The sequence below is a fragment of the Streptomyces fulvoviolaceus genome (genome assembly GCF_000718165.1).
GTDB lineage: Bacteria > Actinomycetota > Actinomycetes > Streptomycetales > Streptomycetaceae > Streptomyces > Streptomyces fulvoviolaceus.
In genome coordinates this window covers 35,023-53,464 of the sequence record NZ_JOEY01000002.1, presented here as the reverse complement: position 1 = coordinate 53,464, position 18,442 = coordinate 35,023, and the positions used below count along the sequence as shown (strand labels likewise).

Here is an 18,442-nt window from a genome sequence, read left to right as displayed (position 1 = left end):
GGCTCAGGCGACCGAGGCGATCGCCCGCCCCGCCCGGTCGCCGGTTCACCCCCGCCCCAGGATCACCGTCCCCGACGAGCAGAACCAGCCCCCCGTGCCGGAGGCCACCGCGAGTCCCGGCGCCGATCCGTCCCGCCGCCGCACCTGCCGCGCCCCCGCCTCCCCGCGCAGCTGCCGCACCGCCTCCACCAGCAGGAACAGCCCCCGCATCCCCGGGTGTTGGGCCGACAGCCCGCCCCCGTCCGTGTTCACGGGCAGATCTCCGCCCTCGACCTTCAGCCGCCCCTTCTCCACGAAGGCCCCGCCCTCGCCCTTCCCGCAGAAGCCCAGGTCCTCCAGCGTCACCAGCGTCATGTAGGTGAACGCGTCGTAGATCTCGGCGAGTTCGATCTCCTCGGGCCGCACCCCCGCCCGCTCGAACGCCAGCCGCCCGCTCACCGCCGCCGGAGACACCGTGAAGTCGGCCCACTCGGACATGCTCACGTGCGAGACGTGCTCCCCGGTACCGAGGATCCACACCGGCGGCGTACGGCAGTCCCGTACGTACTCCTCGGCCGCGAGCAGCACCGCCGCCCCGCCGTCGGAGCGCAGGCAGCAGTGCAGCTTGGTGAAGGGGTCGGCGATCATCGGGCCGGAGAGGACCTCGTCGACCGTGATCGGGTCCCGGAACATCGCCTCGGGATTCAGCGAGGCGTTCGCCCGTGCCTGGACCGCCACTTCCGCCAACTGCTCGATGGTCGTGCCGTGTTCGATCATGTGGCGGCGGGCCGCCATGGCGTACTTGGCGATGAGCGTGTGGCCGTAGGGGACCTCGAACTGGAGCGGTCCGCGCGCGCCGAAGGAGAGGTCGCCGGTCCGCCGGCCCGCCTTGATGTCCGCGCGGGCCGTGGAGCCGTACACCAGCAGGACCGCGTTCGCGTGCCCGGCGGCGATCGCGTCGGCCGCGTGGGCCGCCATGACCTCCCAGGTGGAGCCGCCCACGGAGGTCGAGTCGACCCAGGTGGGGCGCAGGCCCAGGTACTCGGCGACCTCGGCGGGGGCGAGGGTGCCCGTGCCGGCCGAGGCGAGGCCGTCGACCAGTGAGCGGTCCAGGCCGGCGTCGGCGAGGGCGCGGCGGGCGGCCTGGGCGTGCAGCGCGTAGGGGGTCGTGTCGTCCACGCGGCCGCAGTCGGACAGGGCTGCGCCCACCACGGCGACCCTGCGGCCGACCGGAGTCAGGCTGACCGGAGTCATGAGAAAGCGGCCTCCCTCTGTGTCTACCTCTGTGCTTATCGTGCGGGGACTCCTAATATGACGGACCGTCAGATTGGGAGGGAAGGGCCATGGACGTCGACTTCACCCCCGAGCAGGGCGAGATCCGCCGCACCCTCCGTGAGTTGCTGCGCAGGCGGTGCGGGCCGGGGGAGGTGCGGGCCGCGGTCGACAGCCCCGCCGGACACGACCCCGCCCTGTGGACTGCCCTCGCCGAACACCTCGGCCTGCCCGGCCTCGCCCTCCCCGAGGCATACGGCGGAGTCGGCTGCTCGCCCACCGAACTCGCCCTGGCCTGCGAGGAGACGGGCCGCGTCCTCGCCCCCTCGCCTCTCCTCGCCACGGCCGTCCTCACGGCCCCGCTCCTGCTCGCCCTCGGGACGGAGGCCCAGCGGGCCGATCTGCTGCCCCGCATCGCCTCCGGCGCCTTGACCGCCGGCCTCGCCGTACCGCCGGGCACGGCTCTCGGGCTGACCGGCGACAACACGGGTGACTGGGCCGGGGGAGGGCGTGCGGGTGGCGTTCAGGCGCGGCCTGCCGCCCCGGCGGCACGACTGCCCGCAGCTGCGCCGGAGCGGAGCTGGCGGCTTTACGGCCAGGTCGACCAGGTCCTCGACGGCCACATCGCCGGCCTCCTTCTCGTCGCCGCTCACATCGGCGGGTTCGCCCGCTCGCGCACCCTGCTCTTCCTCGTCGCCGGGGACGCCCCCGGGCTCGTCCGGACACGGCAGACCGCCCTCGACGCCACCCGCCCCCAGGCCCGCATCCAACTCCGGGACGTCGAGGCCGAGTTGCTCGGCGATGGAAAGACCGACGTCCTCCTCGCACTCGCCCGCACCGGTGACACCGCCGCCGCTGTCCTCGCCTGCGAAGCCGTCGGAGCCGCCGACCAGGCCCTGGCACGGACCGTCGAACACGTCCGGCAGCGCGAGCAGTTCGGGCGGGCGATCGGGTCCTTCCAGTCGGTGAAGCACCGGCTGGCCGATGTGTACGTCCAGGTGCAGGCGGCGCGCTCGGCGGCGTACTACGCGGCCTGGGCGGCGGCCGCGCACGAGGAGCGCGTCGGCGGCCTCGCCCTCGCGCAAGCCCTGGAAGCCCTGCGCACTGCCGCCGCCGAGGGCATCCAGCTCCACGGCGGAATCGGCTTCACCTGGGAGCACGAGGTCCACCTCTACTTCAAGCGCGCCGCCGGCGACGAACTGCTCTTCGGCCCGGTCCACCGGCTGCGGGCGCACGCCGCCGACGCGGCGCACCTGTTCGAGGATGCGGAGGTATCGGTGTGATCGGTGAGCGAGTGGTCCAGAAGGTGTCGTCGACGAAGGGCTTCGCCAAGGTCGCCCCCCACGTCATCCCCGCGCTCGACCGTGCCGTGCACCGGCTGACGCGCGGAAGGGTCCTGCTCAGCGCCCAGATGCTGCCGGGGCTGATCCTCACCGCGACCGGCGCGAGGAGCGGCCTGCCGCGCCGTACCCCGCTCGCCTGCATGCCGGAGGAACACGGCCGCACCTGGATCCTCGTCGGGTCCAACTTCGGCCGCCCCGGCCACCCCGCCTGGACCGCCAACCTCCTCGCCCACGCCGACGCCTCGGTCAGCTGGAAGGGCGAGGACATCCCCGTCACGGCCCGGCTGCTCACGGGGGAGGAACGGGCGGCCGTATGGAAGACGGCGCTGGCCTTCTGGCCGCCGTACGCCACGTATCAGGCGCGGGTGGAGCGGGAGATACGGCTCTTCCGGATCGTACGAAGGCCGTAGTCACGAAGGCCATAGTCACGAAGGTCATGGCCGCGAAGGTCATGGCCGCGAGGGCCACAGCGCCGCAGGCGGTAGTCCACCGGAGTGGACTACCGCCTGCCAGACAGGACTTGGGGCCGATAAAAGAAGAGAAGTGGCCTACTTGGTCGGCTTCCTGCCGGTCACGCCCAGGTGGACCAACAGCGCCAGGTTCGGCTTGAGTTCAGCCTGCTTGACGCCCCACGTCTGGAAGCCCTTCTGGTGCGAGGCGACGGCCGCGAGCATCGCGACCAGCGAACCGGCGACCGCCGCCGGGTTCACGTCCTTGTCGACCTTGCCCTTGGACTGCAGTTCGGCGACCGCGTCCGAGAGGGAGTTGTTGACGGAGTTCAGGATCTTCATGCGGAGTTTGTAGAACCGCTTGTCGCCCTCGGCGGCACCGAGGTCGACGACCCTGAGGATCGCGTCGTTCTTGCGCCAGAACTCCAGGAATCCGTCCACGAGTTCCTGCGCGGTCTGCCAACCTGCCTTGCCGACCCATGACCGGCCGTCGAGCAGCTCGGTCAACCCGGCGCCCTCGGTGGCCATTTGCTCGGCGATCTCCAGGACGGCGCCCTCGACGTCCGGGAAGTACTGGTAGAAGGTCGCGGGCGAAGTGCCCGCCTTCCGGGCGACATCGATGACTTTGACGTCCCGATAAGGGGAGGAGCTGAGCATCTCGCTGAGGCAGTCGAGCAGCTTCTGCCGGGTCGCCTGCCCACGCCGGCCGGCCACGCGGCCGTCGACGGTACGCACTTGTCCTGTCATGCCGTCAGCTTACCGAGGGGTGATCGGAGCGCGATTCGGCCGACTGCAAATGGGGTGCACGGGCCCTGAGAGGCTGGTGCGCTGGTCTGCGCGGTGTGCGAGACGCCGTTACTTTGGCGGCATGGCCGAAAACAGGGCATCCACGTACGCAGAGGGCGTTCCGTGCTGGGTGGACGCGCAGCTTCCTGACGTGGAGGCGGGCAAGCGGTTCTACGGTGAGCTCTTCGGGTGGACCTTCGAGGAGGCGCACGGTGGCTCCGTATGGGCGGTGAAGCGCGACGAGCCCGTCGCCGCGCTCGCCCGTAAGGCGGACGGCCGTATGCCCACCGTATGGACGGTGTACTTCGCGACCCCCGACATCGAGGGGCTGGCCGACCGCGTCTGGGCCGCCGGCGGGCAGGTCGTCACCGCGCCCATGCCGGTGGGCGCCCTCGGCACCGCCGCGCTGGTCACCGACCCCGACGGCGCCGTCTTCGGCCTCTGGGAGCCCGGCACCCACGCGGGCTTCGGCATGCGGCACGAGCCGGGCAGCTTCGCCTGGGCCGAGCTGTACGCCCGGGACACCGAGACCGTCAACGCCTTCTACGGCGGGCTCTTCCACGACGCCCTCTTCGGACCGGACGCCCACCCCGACTTCGGCCGCGCACCGGTCTCCGACGTCTTTCCGGCCGAGATGCCGCCCCACTTCCTCGTCCACTTCGGGGTCGAGGACTGCGAGGCCGTACTCGGAGCGGTGAACCGTCTCGGTGGGCGGGTGCAGGCGCCACCCTTCGAGACGTCTTACGGGAAGGTGGCCGTCGTCACCGACAATCAGGGGGCGTCGTTCGCGGTGCTGGAGCGGCCGGAAGGGCGATAGGTCCTTTTTGGTGTGAGACACCCCATTTCTCACCGGGTTCGCAACCTGTGGCTCGGCCAGGAAGAATCGGGGTGCGTGCCGCCATGGCGGTGCGGTGGTGAGACGCTGCACGGGGTCACGTACATATGTGGATGGCGGGGCCCGTACGGGGAGGTGGCAGGCAGAGTGGTGGATCAGCTGACGCAGCACGATCCGCGCAGGATCGGGCCGTTCGAGGTGCTGGGACGGCTCGGTGCCGGCGGCATGGGGCTGGTCTATCTCGCGCGCTCGGCGTCCGGCCGACGCGTGGCGATCAAGACGGTCCGTACGGAACTCGCCGAGGACCAGCTGTTCCGTGTCCGCTTCTCGCGCGAGGTCGAGGCGGCCCGCGCGGTGTCCGGCTTCTACACGGCGGCCGTGGTCGACGCCGACGCACGCGCCGCGGTGCCGTGGCTGGCCACCGCGTACGTCCCCGCGCCCTCCCTCGAAGAGATAGTGAACGAGTGCGGGCCGATGCCGGCCCAGGCGGTGCGCTGGCTGGCGGCGGGTGTGGCCGAGGCGCTGCAGTCCATCCACGGGGCGGGGCTGGTCCACCGGGACCTCAAGCCCTCCAACGTGCTGGTGGTCGAGGACGGCCCCCGGGTCATCGACTTCGGTATCGCGTCCGGCGTATCGAACACGCGTTTGACCATGACGAACGTGGCGGTGGGCACGCCCGCCTACATGTCCCCGGAGCAGGCCAAGGACTCCCGCAGCGTCACGGGCGCGAGTGACGTCTTCTCGCTCGGCTCGATGCTCGTCTTCGCCGCCACCGGACACCCGCCCTTCCACGGCGCCAACCCGGTCGAGACGGTCTTCATGCTGCTCCGCGAGGGCCCGGACCTCGAAGGCCTCCCGGACGAACTGCGCCCGCTGATCGAGTCCTGCATGCAGATGGAGGCCACGGCCCGCCCCAACCCGGCCGACCTCCAGGCCCAGCTGGCGCCCCACCTCTTCGGCTCCGGCTCCGACGACAGCGGTACGGCGTCCGCGTGGCTGCCCGAGCGCGCGGTGGGCCTGATCGAGACCCGGCGCGGCGGCCGCCCGCCGGGGAAACCGGCGCCCACCGCCGGCCGCAGCGGCGGACGGGGCGCCCCGGTGCCGCCCCCGCCCTCCCGCGACCCGGTGATTCCCGCGTCCGTCCCCGTCGGCGGCCCCGACACGGGCCCCGTACGCCTCGCCGGCGCCCAGGTGCCCATCGGCCCCGGCCCACGCGTCGCCGACGCCCGCGCCGCCGCCGTCAAGGCGCCCCCACCGGAGGCCGGCCTGGTCGCCTCCTGGTCCCGGCCGCGCCCCGGTGTCAACGGCACAGACCCTGCCGTAGGCCCTGCCGTACAGACGAATCAGGTCGCGCCCCCGGAGCCGGCGGGCGGCTGGCGCCCCTGGCGGTTCCGCATGTCGAACGACGTCTGGGGCACCCCCTCGGTCGCCGGCGACCTCGTCTACGTCACCTCCTTCGAGGTCCACGCCCTCGACGTGGCCACCGGCCGGCGTCGCTTCAAGACGCGGGACGTGGCCTGGTCGATGGCGGTCGCGGACGGCCGTATCCACGCCTCCGACGGCCCCACCCTGTTCGCCCTCGACGCCCGTGAGGGCGGTGACCTGTGGCGGCTGTCCACGGACGCCTGGGTGTACTCCCTCAAGGCCGACCGGGGGATCGTCATCACCGGGACGCGCGGCGGCGGCGTCCAGGCCTGGGAGGCCGCGAGCGGCCAGAAGCTGTGGGAGCTCGCCGGCTGCCAGACCGACTTCGAGTCCCCGGAGGCGGGCCCGGCGCTGCACGAGGGCACGGTGTACCTCTGGCACGACGCCCGGCTGCGGGCCCTGGACGCCCGTACGGGTGACGAGCGCTGGTCGTACCCGATCGGCGACGCCGCGTCCTGCGGCGGGGTGCCCGTGCGGGTGGCCCCGGCCCAGGACGGCTACGTGTACGTGTCGGCCGGGACGCGGGTCCTGGCCATGGACGTCGCGAGCGGCCACGTGCGCTGGCACTTCGAGGCACCGGCGGTCTTCCTGAGCCCACCGACCTTCGTGCCGGGGGCTGCCGTGACCGGCGGTGGCGTGTACTTGGCCGACTACCTCGGCACGGTGTACGCCCTCGACGCCGCGGATGGTCGCGATCGCTGGCGCATCGCGACGGAGGCGCGCTCGTCCGTGGACCCGGTGCTGGCGGCCGCGGGGCATGTGCACGTGGGCAGCGGTAAGGGGCTGTACACCTTGGACGCCGTCACCGGCACGCCGAAGTGGCGCTTCCAGGCCGGCGGCGACATCGTGGGCGCGCCCGCGGTGGCCGAGGGCCGCATTCACTTCGGCTCCACCGATCATCTGCTGTACACCCTGAAGGCCGACGACGGCCGTCTGCGGTGGAAGCTGGCCACCGGTGGTGAGATCACCGGGTCGCCGGTCGTGCGGGACGGTGTTGTGTACGCGTGCAGCAAGGATCGGTGCGTGTACGCGCTGGACGCGGAGAAGGGGACGGGGACGGCTCGGACGAGTTGAGCCTCGTTGCCGGGTGCGGCGCCGTGGGGGCTGGTCGCGCAGTTCCCCGCGCCCCTGTGGGGGTGACGGCCGTCGTTCGTGTGCACGGAAGGGGTGCTGGACGGCGGCCGTCTCAGGGCTGACGCTACGCCGGGTGGGTGGTGCCCGCCACAGGACCGTCTCGCAGCTCCGTCAGGAAGCTGACCAGCGCCTCGTTCACCTCGTTCGGGCGTTCCTGCTGGGTCCAGTGGCCGCAGCCCTTCAGCTGGATCGGGTCTCGGACCAGGTTGGGCATCAACTCGGGGAGCTTGGCGATCAGTTCGGGGGTGCCCGGGAAGGCCGGGACCAGGTCGCGGTCGCCGTACACGTACAGGGCGGGCGGGCTGACGACCGCACCGTGCCAGGGGGCGGTCAGCTCCCAGTTGCGGTCGAGGTTGCGGTACCAGTTGAGGGCGCCGGTGAAGCCCTGGGCGTAGCTCCCGGCCAGCTCGTCGAGGTCCTCCTCGGTGAGCCAGTCGGCGAGCGCCTCGGGCTCGGGCATGTCCGCGAGCCAGCCCTTCTCCAGGTCCGTCACCAGCGCCTGCTCGTAACGCCCGGCGCCCGCGCCGTCGCCCGAGGCGCCGTACAGCAGCCGGCGCAGCGCGGCGCGGGGGTCCTTGCCGAACTCGGCGTCGGCGACCCCGGGCCGGTTGAAGTGGTTCCAGTAGAAGTGCCCGTCGAACCGCTCCTGCATGACCTCCAGCGGCGGCCGCTCCCCACGGAACGGCGGCGGCACGCTCAGCCCCGCCACCCCGCGCACCACGTCCGGCCGCAGCAGCGCGGTGTGCCACGCCACCGGCGCCCCCCAGTCGTGCCCGACGACGAACGCCTGCTCCTCGCCCAGCGCGTGGATCAGCCCGACCACGTCTCCGACGAGATGAAGGATGGAGTACGACTCCACGTCCTCCGGATGATCGCTGGCCCCGTATCCGCGCTGGTCCGGCGCGACCACCCGGAACCCGGCCGCCGCCAACGGGCCGAACTGGTGCCGCCAGGAGTGCCAGGACTCCGGGAAGCCGTGCAGCAGCACGACGAGCGGCCCCTCGCCCTCCTCCGCTATGTGCAGCCGGATGCCGTTCACGTCGACCATGCGATGCTCAACCATGAGGTGAGCATACGCCTGTACAAGGCACGTAAATTGCTAACGCAACCTGAATTCGGGCTGCCGGGCACGGAACAGTTCGGCCTGCCGGTCGAGCGGCAGATTCCCCAGGGCGACGAGATGCGGCGCCTGCGCGAACCCCTGTTTCAGGGCGGCCTCCTTGGCGGCCCAGAGTGCGCGCACGGTCCCCTGCACCCCCTCCGTCGGATACCCGGCGATGACCGTCGCGGCGGCGGTCGCGGCCGCCAACGCCCCGCCCGGCTCGGTGAGTTCGGTGACGAGCCCGACGGCGTGGGCGCGCTCCGCGGAGATCCGCTCGGCGGTTCCCGTCAACGCCATCCGCGCGGCCTCCCCGTGCGGCATCAGCTGTGCCATGAGCACCGACTCGTACGCGCTGACCATCCCGTACGTGGTGTGCGGGTCGAAGAAGGTGGCGGCCGGGTCGGCGACGAGGAAGTCGCTCTCGCCGAGGAGGTAGAAGGCCCCGCCGCAGGCCATGCCGTTCACGGCGGCGATGACGGGCTTCCAGAGGTCGTTGGACTTGGGTCCGATGTGGAGGAGCGGATCGTCCGCCATGTAGGGGGAGTCGGGCTGCGGGACCACGGCGTCCCGGTCGAGCCCGGTGCAGAAGGCCCGCTCGCCGGCGCCGGTCAGCACGACGGCCCGTACGGAGTCGTCGAAGCGCAACTCCCGCCATGCGTCGATGAGTTCGTCCCGCATCGCGAGATCGACGGCGTTGAGCCTCCGCGGCCGGTCGAGGGTGATGACCGCGACGCCGGTGTCCTTGTCGGCCGTGACCCGCAGGCCGGTCACGACAGCATCCACTGCACGAGCCCGTCGGAGAACACCGCGTGCACCCGGGCGCCGATCCGGACCCGGTGCGGATCGAGGGAGTTGAGCGCGGCCCCGGCCTCGCTGACCAGATTGCCGACCAGGCGGATCCGGGGTGCCTCCTCCAACTCGACGACCACGACGTTGTACGGCGCCTGCGCGGCGTAGTCCGGGAGGAGCGGCGGGTGGGGGACGGCGTAGGACCAGACCCGTCCACGGCCGTCCGTGAGGTGCCACTCGGTGTCGAAGGACCGGCAGTGCGGACAGCAGGGCCGGGGCGGGAAGCGGAGTTCGCCGCAGTCGGCGCAGGCCTGGACGCGGAGTTCGCCCTGGGCGGCGTACTGCCAGAAGGGGGCGCCGTCGGGGTCGGTGACAGGGGTGAGCATGTCGGCTAGCTCCTGAGGAGGAGGGCGGAGGTGGGGACGCCTTCGCCGGCGGTGACGAGGCAGGTGGCGGCGCCGGGCACCTGTGCCGTGCTGGTCCCGCGCAGCTGCTTCACGCCTTCGTTGATGAGGTTGAAGCCGTGGACGTACGCCTCGCTGAGCCCCCCGCCGCCGGTGTTGAGGGGCAGCCGTCCGCCGATCTCGAGGGCGCCTTGTTCGGTGAAGGCGCCGCCCTCCCCGCGTCCGCAGAAGCCGTAGCCCTCCAAGGAGAGGGGGACGAGGGGGGTGAACGCGTCGTAGATCTGGGCGACGTCGACGTCCTGGGGCGTGAAGTCGGCGTGTTTCCACAGGTGTCGGGCGGCGGTCCAGGCGGGTCCGGTGAGGGGGTCGTCGTTCCAGTAGTTGACCATGCCGTGGTGCTGGGCGGGCAGGCCCTGGGCGGCGGAGTGGAGGTAGGCGGGGGTGTGCCGGCAGTCCCGGGCCCGCTCCCTGCTGACGACGACGCAGGCCAACGCCCCGTCCGTCTCCAGGCAGTTGTCGAAGAGGCAGAGGGGTTCGCTGATCCAGCGGGAGGTCATGTACATCTCGCGGGTGAGGGGGCGGTCGTACATGATCGCGGCGGGGTTCTGGTTGGCCCGGTTGCGGCAGGCGAGGGCGACGTTGAAGAGGTGGTCGCGGGTGGCGCCGTACTCGTACATGTAGCGGCGGGCGAGCACGGCTATCTCATCCGCCGGCCGGAGGAGGCCGAAGGGCCGGGTCCACTGGGCGGGGGTGGGGAGTTGGACGGCGGTGTTGGTCCAGGGGCGGGGCCCGGAGCCCCGCTTCCGTGACCGCCAGGCGACGCCGACGGTGGCCTGGCCCGTGGCGATCGCGGCGGCGAGGTGGGCGACGGTGGCGCACGAACCCCCGCCGCCGTAACCGACCTTGCTGAAGAAGGTGAGGTCCCCGAACCCGACGGCCTTCGCGAGCTCGACCTCATCCGTCTCCTCCATGGTGTAGGAGGCGAGGGCGTCGACCTCCCCGGGGGCGATGCCGGCGTCGTCGAGGGCGGCGAGAACGGCCTTGCAGGCGAGGGTTCTCTCGTCCTCGGGAAGGTGCTTGGCGAAGGGTGTCTGGCCGATCCCGACGATCGCGGTGGCGTCCTTGAGCCCGCCGACTCCGGTCATGCTGCACGCACCTCCGCACGGTGATGGGGCTGCTGACAGGGCGTCAGGGTACAGCTAATCTGACGGATAGTCAGCTCCAGGATGCTCCGGGGCGAGGAGGCGTTTGCCGTGCGCACAGACGTGGAGTCGAGCGGGTGGGGCGAGTGGGGCACCATCCCCGGGCTGGTCCGCCGGGCGGCCGAACGGTACGCGGACACCGAGGCGGTGGTGGAGGGCCGCACTCGGATCTCGTACGGCGAACTCGGCGCCCGCGTCGAACGCGCGGCGGCGGCCTGCGTCGCGAACGGCGTGCGGCCGGGCGACCGGGTCGGCATCTGGGCCCCGAACTCCCTTGACTGGATGGTCTCGTCGCTGGGTGCGGTGTCGGTGGGCGCGGTTCTCGTCCCGCTGAACACGCGGTTCAAGGGGGCGGAGGCGGCGTATGTGCTGCGCAGGAGCGGGGCGCGGCTGCTGTTCGTGACGGGGACGTTCCTGGGGACGTCGTATGTGGCGTCGTTGCGGAGGGCGGCGGGGGAGGGGCCGGGCGGCGGACCGCTGCCGGGGCTGCCGGAGCTGAGGGAAGTGGTGGTGCTGTCGGACGACGCCCCCGCCGACTTCCGTACCTGGAAGGACTTCCTGGCGAGCGGGGACGGGGTGGGGGAGGGCGAGGTGCGGGCGAGGGCGTCCGCCGTGGCCCCCGACTGGCCCTCGGACATCGTCTTCACGTCGGGTACGACGGGCCGCCCGAAGGGAGCGGTGATCACGCACGAGCAGACGCTGCGGGCGTACGAGGTGTGGTGCGACCTGGCGGGCCTGCGGCAGGGCGACCGCTACCTGATCGTGAACCCCTTCTTCCACACCTTCGGCTACAAGGCGGGGGTGGTGGCCTGTCTGATGCGGGGCGCGACGATGATCCCGCAGCCGGTGTTCAACATCGACACGGTGCTGGCGAACATCGCGGCGGAGAGGGTGTCGGTGCTGCCGGGGCCGCCGACGCTGCACCAGTCGCTCCTGGACCACCCTGCCCGTGACGCGCACGACCTCTCCGCCCTCCGGCTGGTGGTGACGGGCGCGGCGGTGGTGCCGTTGCGGCTGGTGGAGCGGCTACGGGGCGAACTGGGCGTGGGCACGGTCCTGACGGCCTACGGCCTCTCGGAGGCGAGCGGCATCGTGACGATGTGCCGCCGGGGGGACGAGCCGTCGGTGATCGCGTCGACGTCGGGGCGTGCGATACCCGGGACGGAGGTGCGGGTGGACGCGCCGGTGGGGCAGCCCGGCGAGGTCCTGGTCCGCGGCTTCAACGTCATGCGGGGCTACTACGAGGACGAGGCGGCGACGGCGGAAGTGCTGGGGAGCGATGGCTGGTTGCGGACGGGAGACGTGGGAGTCCTCGACGCATCCGGCAACCTGCGCATCACGGACCGCCTCAAGGACATGTTCATCGTCGGCGGCTTCAACGCCTACCCGGCGGAGATCGAGCAACTGCTCGGCCTGCACCCCGATGTCACGGACGTCGCGGTGATCGGCGTACCGGATCCGCGGCTGGGTGAGGTCGGGAAGGCGTACGTCGTGCGGCGGGCGGGGGCGGTGGTGACGGGGGACGACCTCATCGCGTGGGCGCGCCGCGAGATGGCGAACTACAAGGTGCCGAGGACGGTGGAGTTCGTGGGGGAGCTGCCTCGGAACGCTAGCGGGAAGGTGGTCAAGGGGGAGTTGCGGGGAGCAGCGCGCGGAGGCGTCTGAGAGTTCTGGGAGATCCCACTCCCTGCATTTTCAAGCTATACCCCACCGGGGGGCTTGCGGCAAGACCCCGTTTGTCCCGCAGAATCAGCGGCCGAAGGGCAGGACCTGCGGAAACGGGAGTCGCGAAATGCGTGTGTTGCTGACGACATGGGGATCGCGCGGAGATGTCGAACCGCTGGCGGGACTGGCGGTGGCGTTACGCGAACTGGGCGCGCAGGCACGGGTGTGCGCGCCGCCGGACGAGGAGTTCGCGGAGTTGCTGGCGCGGGTCGGCGTGGAGCTGGTGCCGCTCGGCCCGTCGGTGCGCTCGCTGGTCGCCGGCCCGAAGCCACCGACGCGCGAGGACGCGTTCCGGCTCGCTCCCGAGCTGGTCGCGGCACGGTTCAAGACGTTCACCGCGGCGGCCGAGGGCTGCGACGCGCTGCTGGCGACCGGCCTGATGCCGGCCGGCGCCCGGGACGTGGCCGAGAAACTGGGCATCCGTTACGTGCTCGCGTGCTTCCACACCCTGGGGCTGCCGTCGCGGCACTTCCCTCCGGGGCAGCGGCCGGGCACGCCGTCACCGGAGGGCGAGACCGACAACCGGGTGCTGTGGGAGCAGGACGCCCAGCGGGTGAACGCGTTGTACGGCGAGGCGCTCAACAGCAATCGGGCGGCGATCGGCCTGCCGCCGGTGGACAACGTCCGCGACCACGTCCTCACCGGCCGGCCGTGGCTGGCGGCGGACCCGACGCTGTGGCCGGCCCAGGGCAGGACGGACCTCGACGTCGTGCAGACCGGCGCGTGGATCCTGCCCGACGACCGTCCGCTCCCGGAGGAGCTGGAGGCGTTCCTGGACGCGGGCGCACCCCCGGTGTACGTGGGCTTCGGCAGCATGGCCGCGTACGCCCCGCAGGACATCGCCCGAGCGGCCACGGAAGCGAGCCGCGCGCTCGGCCGCCGCGTACTCCTCGCCCGCGGCTGGGCCGGCCTGGCCCCGGTCGACGACGCCGACGACTGCTTCGTCGTGGGCGAGGTCAACCAGCAGGCACTGTTCCCCCGGGTGGCCGCCGTCGTGCACCACGGCGGCGCGGGTACGACGACTGCGGCGGCCCTGGCCGGCGCGCCCCAGGTGGTGGTCCCCCGGATCGCCGACCAGCCGTACTGGGCGAGGCGGGTGGCCGAGCTGGGGATCGGCGCGGCGCACGAGGGCCCGACGCCGACCGCGGACTCCCTGTCCGCCGCGCTCACCACGGCCCTGACACCCGAGACCCGCGTACGGGCGAAGACGCTGGCCGGCACGATGCGCACCGACGGGGCGACGGTGGCGGCGAGGATGCTGCTGGACGCGTGAGCCGTTCTTGTTTCTGCTGATCGGGGTCGGGGGGCGTGGTGTGAGCGCAGGCTTGCGGAGTCCCCGTTGGACCGCTCGCTTCTTGGCCAGTGTCGTGCTTCCGCGAGCCGAGTAAAGGGCGCTCCACTGCGTTCCGCGTCGGCTACGCCGAGCGGCCTGCGGCCAACCCTTGACTCGGCTCGCTCCAGCACGAGGGAGAAGCGAGCGAGCGGCCCGGAAAGACGGGTGGCTGGGCAGGTTTGCGGTCACCGTCGGCTGCGTTGCCGCCCGGGGTTCGCGGTGCGCGCTCGCGCCTCGCCGGCACGCCGGGTGGGCTTGGCGGCGAACAGCTGGGGGGCGCGTAGGCGGGGTGGCGGCACGCCGGGTGGGCTTGGCGGCGAGCGAACGGTGAGCGGTGGGTGGGTGGCAGGAGACCGCCCACCGCCTATTGCGGAGCGCGCCTCGCCCAACCGGTCGACCGACGCTCCAAGGATTCTCACCTGGTAATTGGAGCGTTTGGGCAGCATTTGGGCTGGGCCCAGCCGCATCCCCTGGCCCTTGTGACTGGCTCTTGGCTCTACTGCTCCCCTTCCGGCTTTTCGGCCGGAATCCAGGGCCGCAAGCCGCTTCGCCGCCCCGGCACGCGTGACTTCGCCTGTGCGTCCCACACACCGGCGGCTCGCCGCCACGCTTGCCCGCCCGCCCGGCGTGCCGCCACCTCGCCGGTATGCACCTCGCACCCCACCGGCGGTTCGCCGCTGAGCCTGCCCGGCGTGCTGGTGAGGTGGGGGTGCGTTTGGGTGTGGCTCTTCTGCAGTGAGCTGGTGATGCCGTGCGCCGTTGCTGTTCGTGGTCGGAGGGGCGGATCGTCGTGTCCTGGGACGTGGTCTTGGTGGCGGCGATGGTGTCGCGGCCGGATGGCCGATCGTCAGCGGCATCGTCGAAGGGGCGGCACGTCATCTGGTGGCCGACCGACTCGACATCACCGGCAGCCGGTGGACCGTCCCTGGAGCCGAAGTCGTCCTGACCCTGCGGGCCCTCATCGGCAGGGCATATGCCGATCTTTAGTCGGGTTTGACGGGTCCTACCCAATTGGCCAGGATGTCGCCACGACATGCCACACAATCGTCGCAACGGGGGCCCCATGAGCAACGCGCCGACACCGCCTCCCGCGCCGCCCGGACAGCCGCCTTCGCAGCCTCCCGTTCCCGGCGGCGGCAACTGGTACACCCGGCAGAGCAACACGGTCAAAGCCGCGATTGTCGGAGCAGCTGGAGTTGTTGTAGCCGCGGGCATTGCACTCATCCCTCTCGTGCTCAACGACAATTCGCCCAAGGAAGGCGACACGACCATCACCGACAGTGAATGCATTGTTGTTGGCGGAGCGAACAACTACACCTGCACTGAGAAGTAGGCGGGGTACTGATGAGGCGTACCACGGCACAGTGCACCGCGCTGGCGCTGTCTGCTGTTCTGGTCACGGCGGCTTGCCAAGGCGAGGAGCCATCGACATCCAACAAGGTGCAAGACAGCAGATGTGTCATCTTCGAGAGCCATAACGTCAATTGCGGAGAAAGCGAGAAGCCGAGCGCCGAAGACAAGATGGCCAAGAACGAGGACGTCTTCAGCGTGGACATGGAGTACAGCTATCGGGTTCAGGACAAGGAAGAGTTCAGTTGGGCGCTGGATCGCAAGCTCACAGCGGACGAGGTCACGACCCTTCAAGAGCTCGGCAAGGGCCTTTACACCCCCGACGGTAAGCGGACGGACAAGCAGTTCCGCGAGTTCCTGCACGGCATCGGCGCCCGCCCTGCCCTGCAGGGGGAAACGAACTTCGCGATGCAACTCACTGGAACGACGGGCGACAAGGTCACCGTCACGGACTTCGAGGCCGAGGTCTCCAGCTGCCGGGCATCGAAGGCGGTCACCTTCATCACTTTGGCCATGGCCGGCGGCATCAGTGTGGGGGATATCAGCTTCAACCTTGACGAACACCCGCCCAAGGCGTGGATCCAAAGCGAGGATCCTTCCGCGCCGCCGAAACTGTATGCCTCTGTGCGCAACGAGAGCCTGTCCTTCTCTGACGCTGCTTCTCCCCTCAAAGTCAAGGCGAGCACGGCACGAAAGGGTCGGCTATGCGAGTGGAAGATCACCGCGAAGTTCGTGACGGCGGGTAAGAACGGCACGCAGGAGATCAACAACAAGGGAAAGCCGTTCGTCATCGAGGAATTCGGCAACGTCACCGATGTCTGGTACTACGACTTGGACTACAGGCTCAAGCCGGATGGCAAGGTGTTCGCCCGCCAGTCCGGCGAAGGGTGGGAGGACTGAATCCCGTAGCCCAATGAGCAGTGTGCGTCGCCCCACGCCTCGGTGCGGGTGACCCGGGCTATCGATCATCGTTTTCCGTGTGGTCCCCATCCTGGACAGCACACTGATCCTGCCCGGCGTGCTGGCGAGGCGCGAGCGCGCCCGTCAGCGCCGGTCCGCGAGGCAATCCACCTCAAGGTAAACCTGCCTGGGCCCCGCGTCTTTCCGGGCCGCTCGCTCGCTCCTCCCTCGCGGAAGCGCGACACTGGCCAAGAAGCGAGTGGCCCAACGGTCACGTGAAATCGCCGAGGACGTGCAGCCCCCTCCGACGGGGAGGGACGGAACAGAAGTACGCGGCTTCTTCAGTGCCGTTGCCCGACGCCGACAGTCGGCGCCCCAGCTCCGGTGGCCGTGAGTCCGGCGCGGATCTGCCGGATCATCTCATCGGGGCGATGGAAGACATCCTCGGCCGTGACGCGCAGCAGATGGCGTACTTCCGGGCACTGCAGGACCCGGTTGAAGCGGGCGACGTCTCGGCGGTGGGCCTCGCGGGTGCCGTGGTAGGCGTAGCCCTCGATCTCGACGGCCAGGCCCTCGGCCCGGAAGAGAAAGTCGAGGAAGACCTGGCGCCCGTCCCGGGTGATGAGCTCGACCTGGCTTTCGGGCCGGAGCCCGGCGTCGAGCATGCGCAGGCGGGCGATGGTCTCGGCCGGCGATCCGGAGTGCGGGTCACACAGCGGGAGCCAAGGGCGCGCTCTTGCCGACCCATGTAGAGGGAGCGCGAGCGCCGCGGTGATCCTGCCGACGTCGACAAGCGGAGCCCGTCGGGCCCTGCCCACCCGGCGGTAGGTGAGCGCCGACTCCAGGGAGACGAGGGCGTCGTCCCTCGGCCCTGTGCGCAGCAGATCGGCGACGGTCCGCGCGGCTCCCGTGAACCGCAGGCCTTTCCGACTCGCCACGTCCTCCGGGGCCAGCGGGAGGCGGTGTACGCGTACGTCCTTGGCCGTGCCGCGGAAGCTGAGCGAGGAGTCGGTGAACTCCAGCGGCGCTCCGTCAGCCCGGCCGAGCATCTCGATCCGCCAGAGAGCGGCGGCGGAACGGTGGCTCACGACGAGCCGAGGGTTGAGCAGCTGAACCGCCCTGAGCCGAGTGAGGAGGCCCGGCCCCTGTCCCGGTGCGGCCCAGGCACCCTTCTGGAGTGGGCTCCAGCCCTCCGCCCTGAGGGCCCGGGTGAGACTCCGCCCGGGCCAACCGGATTCGAGGGCGCGGGAAGTGAGCAGCACGCCCCCTTCGGCCAGTTCCCACAATGCCTTCCGCTCTTCCACACCGCCAAGATCGCAGAATTCCCGGCGCTCCTGGCGGCCTGTGGACAACCCCGTCCCGGGGCCCCCTCAGCGCTTCAGAGAAGCGAGGAAGGTGGTCCAGGCGGGGGAGTGGAAGAGGAGTACGGGGCCGTTCTGGGCCTTCTTCGAGTCGCGGACGGGCGTGATGCCGGGGTGGCCGGCGGCCACCTCGACGCATTCGCCGCCGGTGCCGTTGCTGTAGCTGCTCTTGCGCCACCTTGCGGTGCCGAAGTCAATCTCGTGGCTTGCCATTTCGATAGTCCTCTGCCGCAGTCTCGATCATCGACAGGGACGCCTCAGGCGACAGTGCGGCGGCCCTGAGCAGATCGTACGACTCCCGGTACTGCTTCACGAGCGCCGGATAGTCGATGAGTTGGCCGCTGTGCAGGCTCTCGGTGTACACGACGGGAGGGGCGTCCGCGAAGGTCATGATCCTGGTCATGCCCATCATGAACGGGTGCGTGGTGGATGTTTCCGGGACGATCTGCAGAATGGAGTGCGTGGTCCGGACCAGCCCCGCGATGTGCTCCAGCAGTTCCGCCATCTCCTCGGGGGGAAGAGCGGCGCGGCGGATCAGGGACTCGTGGATGATCGCCCAGAACTTGGGCGGGTTTTTCGAGGTGAAGAGCTTGGCGCGTCCGATCCGGGCGGCCACCAGCTTCTCGACCTCCTCGTCCGAGGCCCGGGGCATGGCCGCTCGCACGATCACCCGAGCGTAGGGCGCCGTCTGCAGCAGGCCGGGCAGGATCATCGGGGCCCAGTCCTCGATGGTCTCCGCGTGCTGCTCCATCTCCGCCACATCGGCGAAGTACTCCGCGTGCCCCGACTGCCGTGCCTTGCGGGCGTCTTCACAACGCCGCTTGAAAAACCCGTCGGTGCGCAGTACTTGGTCCACATGCCGGGCCAGATCCAGCGGCATCCGCCGCTCACCGCGCTCGATCTGGCTCAGGAACGGGACGCCGTGAAAGCTGCCCTCCGCCAGTTGCTCCAGCGTCAGCCCCGCCAGCTCCCTCTGGTAGCGCAACTCGGCGCCGTAGAAGGAGGGGACGTTCGCGGACGCGTCGGGATCCTTACGTGGGGGCACAACTCATC

The 18,442-nt window shown here is 70.9% G+C and carries 18 protein-coding genes; 9 read left to right on the top strand and 9 right to left on the bottom strand.

Annotation, left to right across the window (positions count from 1 at the left end):
- Nucleotides 1-45: 45 nt before the first annotated feature.
- Nucleotides 46-1,233: a thiolase C-terminal domain-containing protein gene (locus tag IG08_RS0102110; protein ID WP_199820798.1), complete on the bottom strand. Its 1,188-nt coding sequence runs from the start codon at nucleotides 1,231-1,233 to the stop codon at nucleotides 46-48.
- Between the two features lie 89 nt (nucleotides 1,234-1,322).
- Here IG08_RS0102110 and IG08_RS0102105 point away from each other — a divergent pair, with 89 nt between their 5' ends.
- On the top strand, nucleotides 1,323-2,534 hold the full coding sequence (locus IG08_RS0102105; RefSeq protein ID WP_030595434.1) for an acyl-CoA dehydrogenase family protein: 1,212 nt from the start codon (nucleotides 1,323-1,325) through the stop codon (nucleotides 2,532-2,534).
- Complete coding sequence (locus IG08_RS0102100) at nucleotides 2,531-3,004, top strand: nitroreductase/quinone reductase family protein (protein WP_030595432.1); 474 nt, start codon at nucleotides 2,531-2,533, stop codon at nucleotides 3,002-3,004. Before IG08_RS0102105 ends, IG08_RS0102100 begins: the two co-directional genes overlap by 4 nt.
- Nucleotides 3,005-3,142: 138 nt before the next feature.
- On the opposite strand, the gene IG08_RS0102095 is transcribed toward IG08_RS0102100, so the two are convergent.
- Nucleotides 3,143-3,778: a TetR family transcriptional regulator gene (locus IG08_RS0102095; protein ID WP_030595430.1), complete on the bottom strand. Its 636-nt coding sequence runs from the start codon at nucleotides 3,776-3,778 to the stop codon at nucleotides 3,143-3,145.
- 133 nt (nucleotides 3,779-3,911) lie between these two features.
- Between IG08_RS0102095 and kbpA the strand changes: the two genes are divergently transcribed.
- Nucleotides 3,912-4,646 (top strand): AfsK-binding protein KbpA, encoded by a 735-nt coding sequence (gene kbpA / locus IG08_RS59910; RefSeq protein WP_158812174.1) that lies wholly within the window; start codon nucleotides 3,912-3,914, stop codon nucleotides 4,644-4,646.
- Between the two features lie 165 nt (nucleotides 4,647-4,811).
- Entirely contained in the window at nucleotides 4,812-7,163 is a 2,352-nt protein-coding gene (locus IG08_RS0102085) for an outer membrane protein assembly factor BamB family protein (RefSeq protein WP_030595424.1), read from the top strand.
- A 124-nt stretch (nucleotides 7,164-7,287) separates the two neighbouring features.
- On the opposite strand, the gene IG08_RS0102080 is transcribed toward IG08_RS0102085, so the two are convergent.
- Genes IG08_RS0102080 through IG08_RS0102065 form a run of 4 tightly spaced genes read right to left on the bottom strand, consistent with a single transcriptional unit; the run spans nucleotide 7,288 to nucleotide 10,663 of the window.
- Entirely contained in the window at nucleotides 7,288-8,286 is a 999-nt protein-coding gene (locus tag IG08_RS0102080; RefSeq protein WP_030595421.1) for an alpha/beta fold hydrolase, read from the bottom strand.
- A 36-nt stretch (nucleotides 8,287-8,322) separates the two neighbouring features.
- Nucleotides 8,323-9,096 carry an enoyl-CoA hydratase/isomerase family protein gene (locus IG08_RS0102075; protein ID WP_234342787.1) on the bottom strand — a complete coding sequence of 258 codons (774 nt, stop codon included), beginning with the start codon at nucleotides 9,094-9,096 and terminating at the stop codon, nucleotides 8,323-8,325.
- Nucleotides 9,093-9,500, bottom strand: a complete 408-nt coding sequence (locus IG08_RS0102070) for a Zn-ribbon domain-containing OB-fold protein (RefSeq protein ID WP_030595415.1) — start codon at nucleotides 9,498-9,500, stop codon at nucleotides 9,093-9,095. The genes IG08_RS0102075 and IG08_RS0102070 overlap by 4 nt, the downstream gene beginning before the upstream one ends.
- A gap of 5 nt (nucleotides 9,501-9,505) precedes the next feature.
- The gene (locus IG08_RS0102065) at nucleotides 9,506-10,663 is read right to left on the bottom strand and encodes a lipid-transfer protein (RefSeq protein WP_030595413.1); all 1,158 of its coding nucleotides are present in this window, start codon (nucleotides 10,661-10,663) and stop codon (nucleotides 9,506-9,508) included.
- Between the two features lie 108 nt (nucleotides 10,664-10,771).
- On the opposite strand from IG08_RS0102065, the gene IG08_RS0102060 reads away from it, so the two are divergent.
- From IG08_RS0102060 to IG08_RS0102050, 5 genes are all read left to right on the top strand, one after another.
- Complete coding sequence (locus tag IG08_RS0102060; RefSeq protein ID WP_234342786.1) at nucleotides 10,772-12,385, top strand: FadD3 family acyl-CoA ligase; 1,614 nt, start codon at nucleotides 10,772-10,774, stop codon at nucleotides 12,383-12,385.
- Nucleotides 12,386-12,512: 127 nt separating this feature from the next.
- The gene (locus IG08_RS0102055; protein WP_030595407.1) at nucleotides 12,513-13,718 is read left to right on the top strand and encodes a glycosyltransferase; all 1,206 of its coding nucleotides are present in this window, start codon (nucleotides 12,513-12,515) and stop codon (nucleotides 13,716-13,718) included.
- Nucleotides 13,719-14,537: 819 nt separating this feature from the next.
- Entirely contained in the window at nucleotides 14,538-14,765 is a 228-nt protein-coding gene (locus tag IG08_RS59905) for a hypothetical protein (protein WP_158812173.1), read from the top strand.
- A 76-nt stretch (nucleotides 14,766-14,841) separates the two neighbouring features.
- Complete coding sequence (locus tag IG08_RS59900; RefSeq protein WP_158812172.1) at nucleotides 14,842-15,111, top strand: hypothetical protein; 270 nt, start codon at nucleotides 14,842-14,844, stop codon at nucleotides 15,109-15,111.
- Nucleotides 15,112-15,122: 11 nt separating this feature from the next.
- Nucleotides 15,123-16,028 carry a hypothetical protein gene (locus tag IG08_RS0102050; protein WP_158812171.1) on the top strand — a complete coding sequence of 302 codons (906 nt, stop codon included), beginning with the start codon at nucleotides 15,123-15,125 and terminating at the stop codon, nucleotides 16,026-16,028.
- 341 nt (nucleotides 16,029-16,369) lie between these two features.
- Here IG08_RS0102050 and IG08_RS0102045 read toward each other — a convergent pair whose 3' ends face one another.
- The 3 genes from IG08_RS0102045 to IG08_RS0102035 form a co-directional block, all read right to left on the bottom strand.
- Nucleotides 16,370-17,116 (bottom strand): hypothetical protein, encoded by a 747-nt coding sequence (locus IG08_RS0102045; RefSeq protein ID WP_234342785.1) that lies wholly within the window; start codon nucleotides 17,114-17,116, stop codon nucleotides 16,370-16,372.
- A 282-nt stretch (nucleotides 17,117-17,398) separates the two neighbouring features.
- The gene (locus IG08_RS0102040) at nucleotides 17,399-17,602 is read right to left on the bottom strand and encodes a DUF397 domain-containing protein (protein WP_030595399.1); all 204 of its coding nucleotides are present in this window, start codon (nucleotides 17,600-17,602) and stop codon (nucleotides 17,399-17,401) included.
- Nucleotides 17,583-18,434, bottom strand: a complete 852-nt coding sequence (locus tag IG08_RS0102035) for a helix-turn-helix domain-containing protein (RefSeq protein WP_030595396.1) — start codon at nucleotides 18,432-18,434, stop codon at nucleotides 17,583-17,585. The genes IG08_RS0102040 and IG08_RS0102035 overlap by 20 nt, the downstream gene beginning before the upstream one ends.
- Nucleotides 18,435-18,442: the final 8 nt, after the last annotated feature.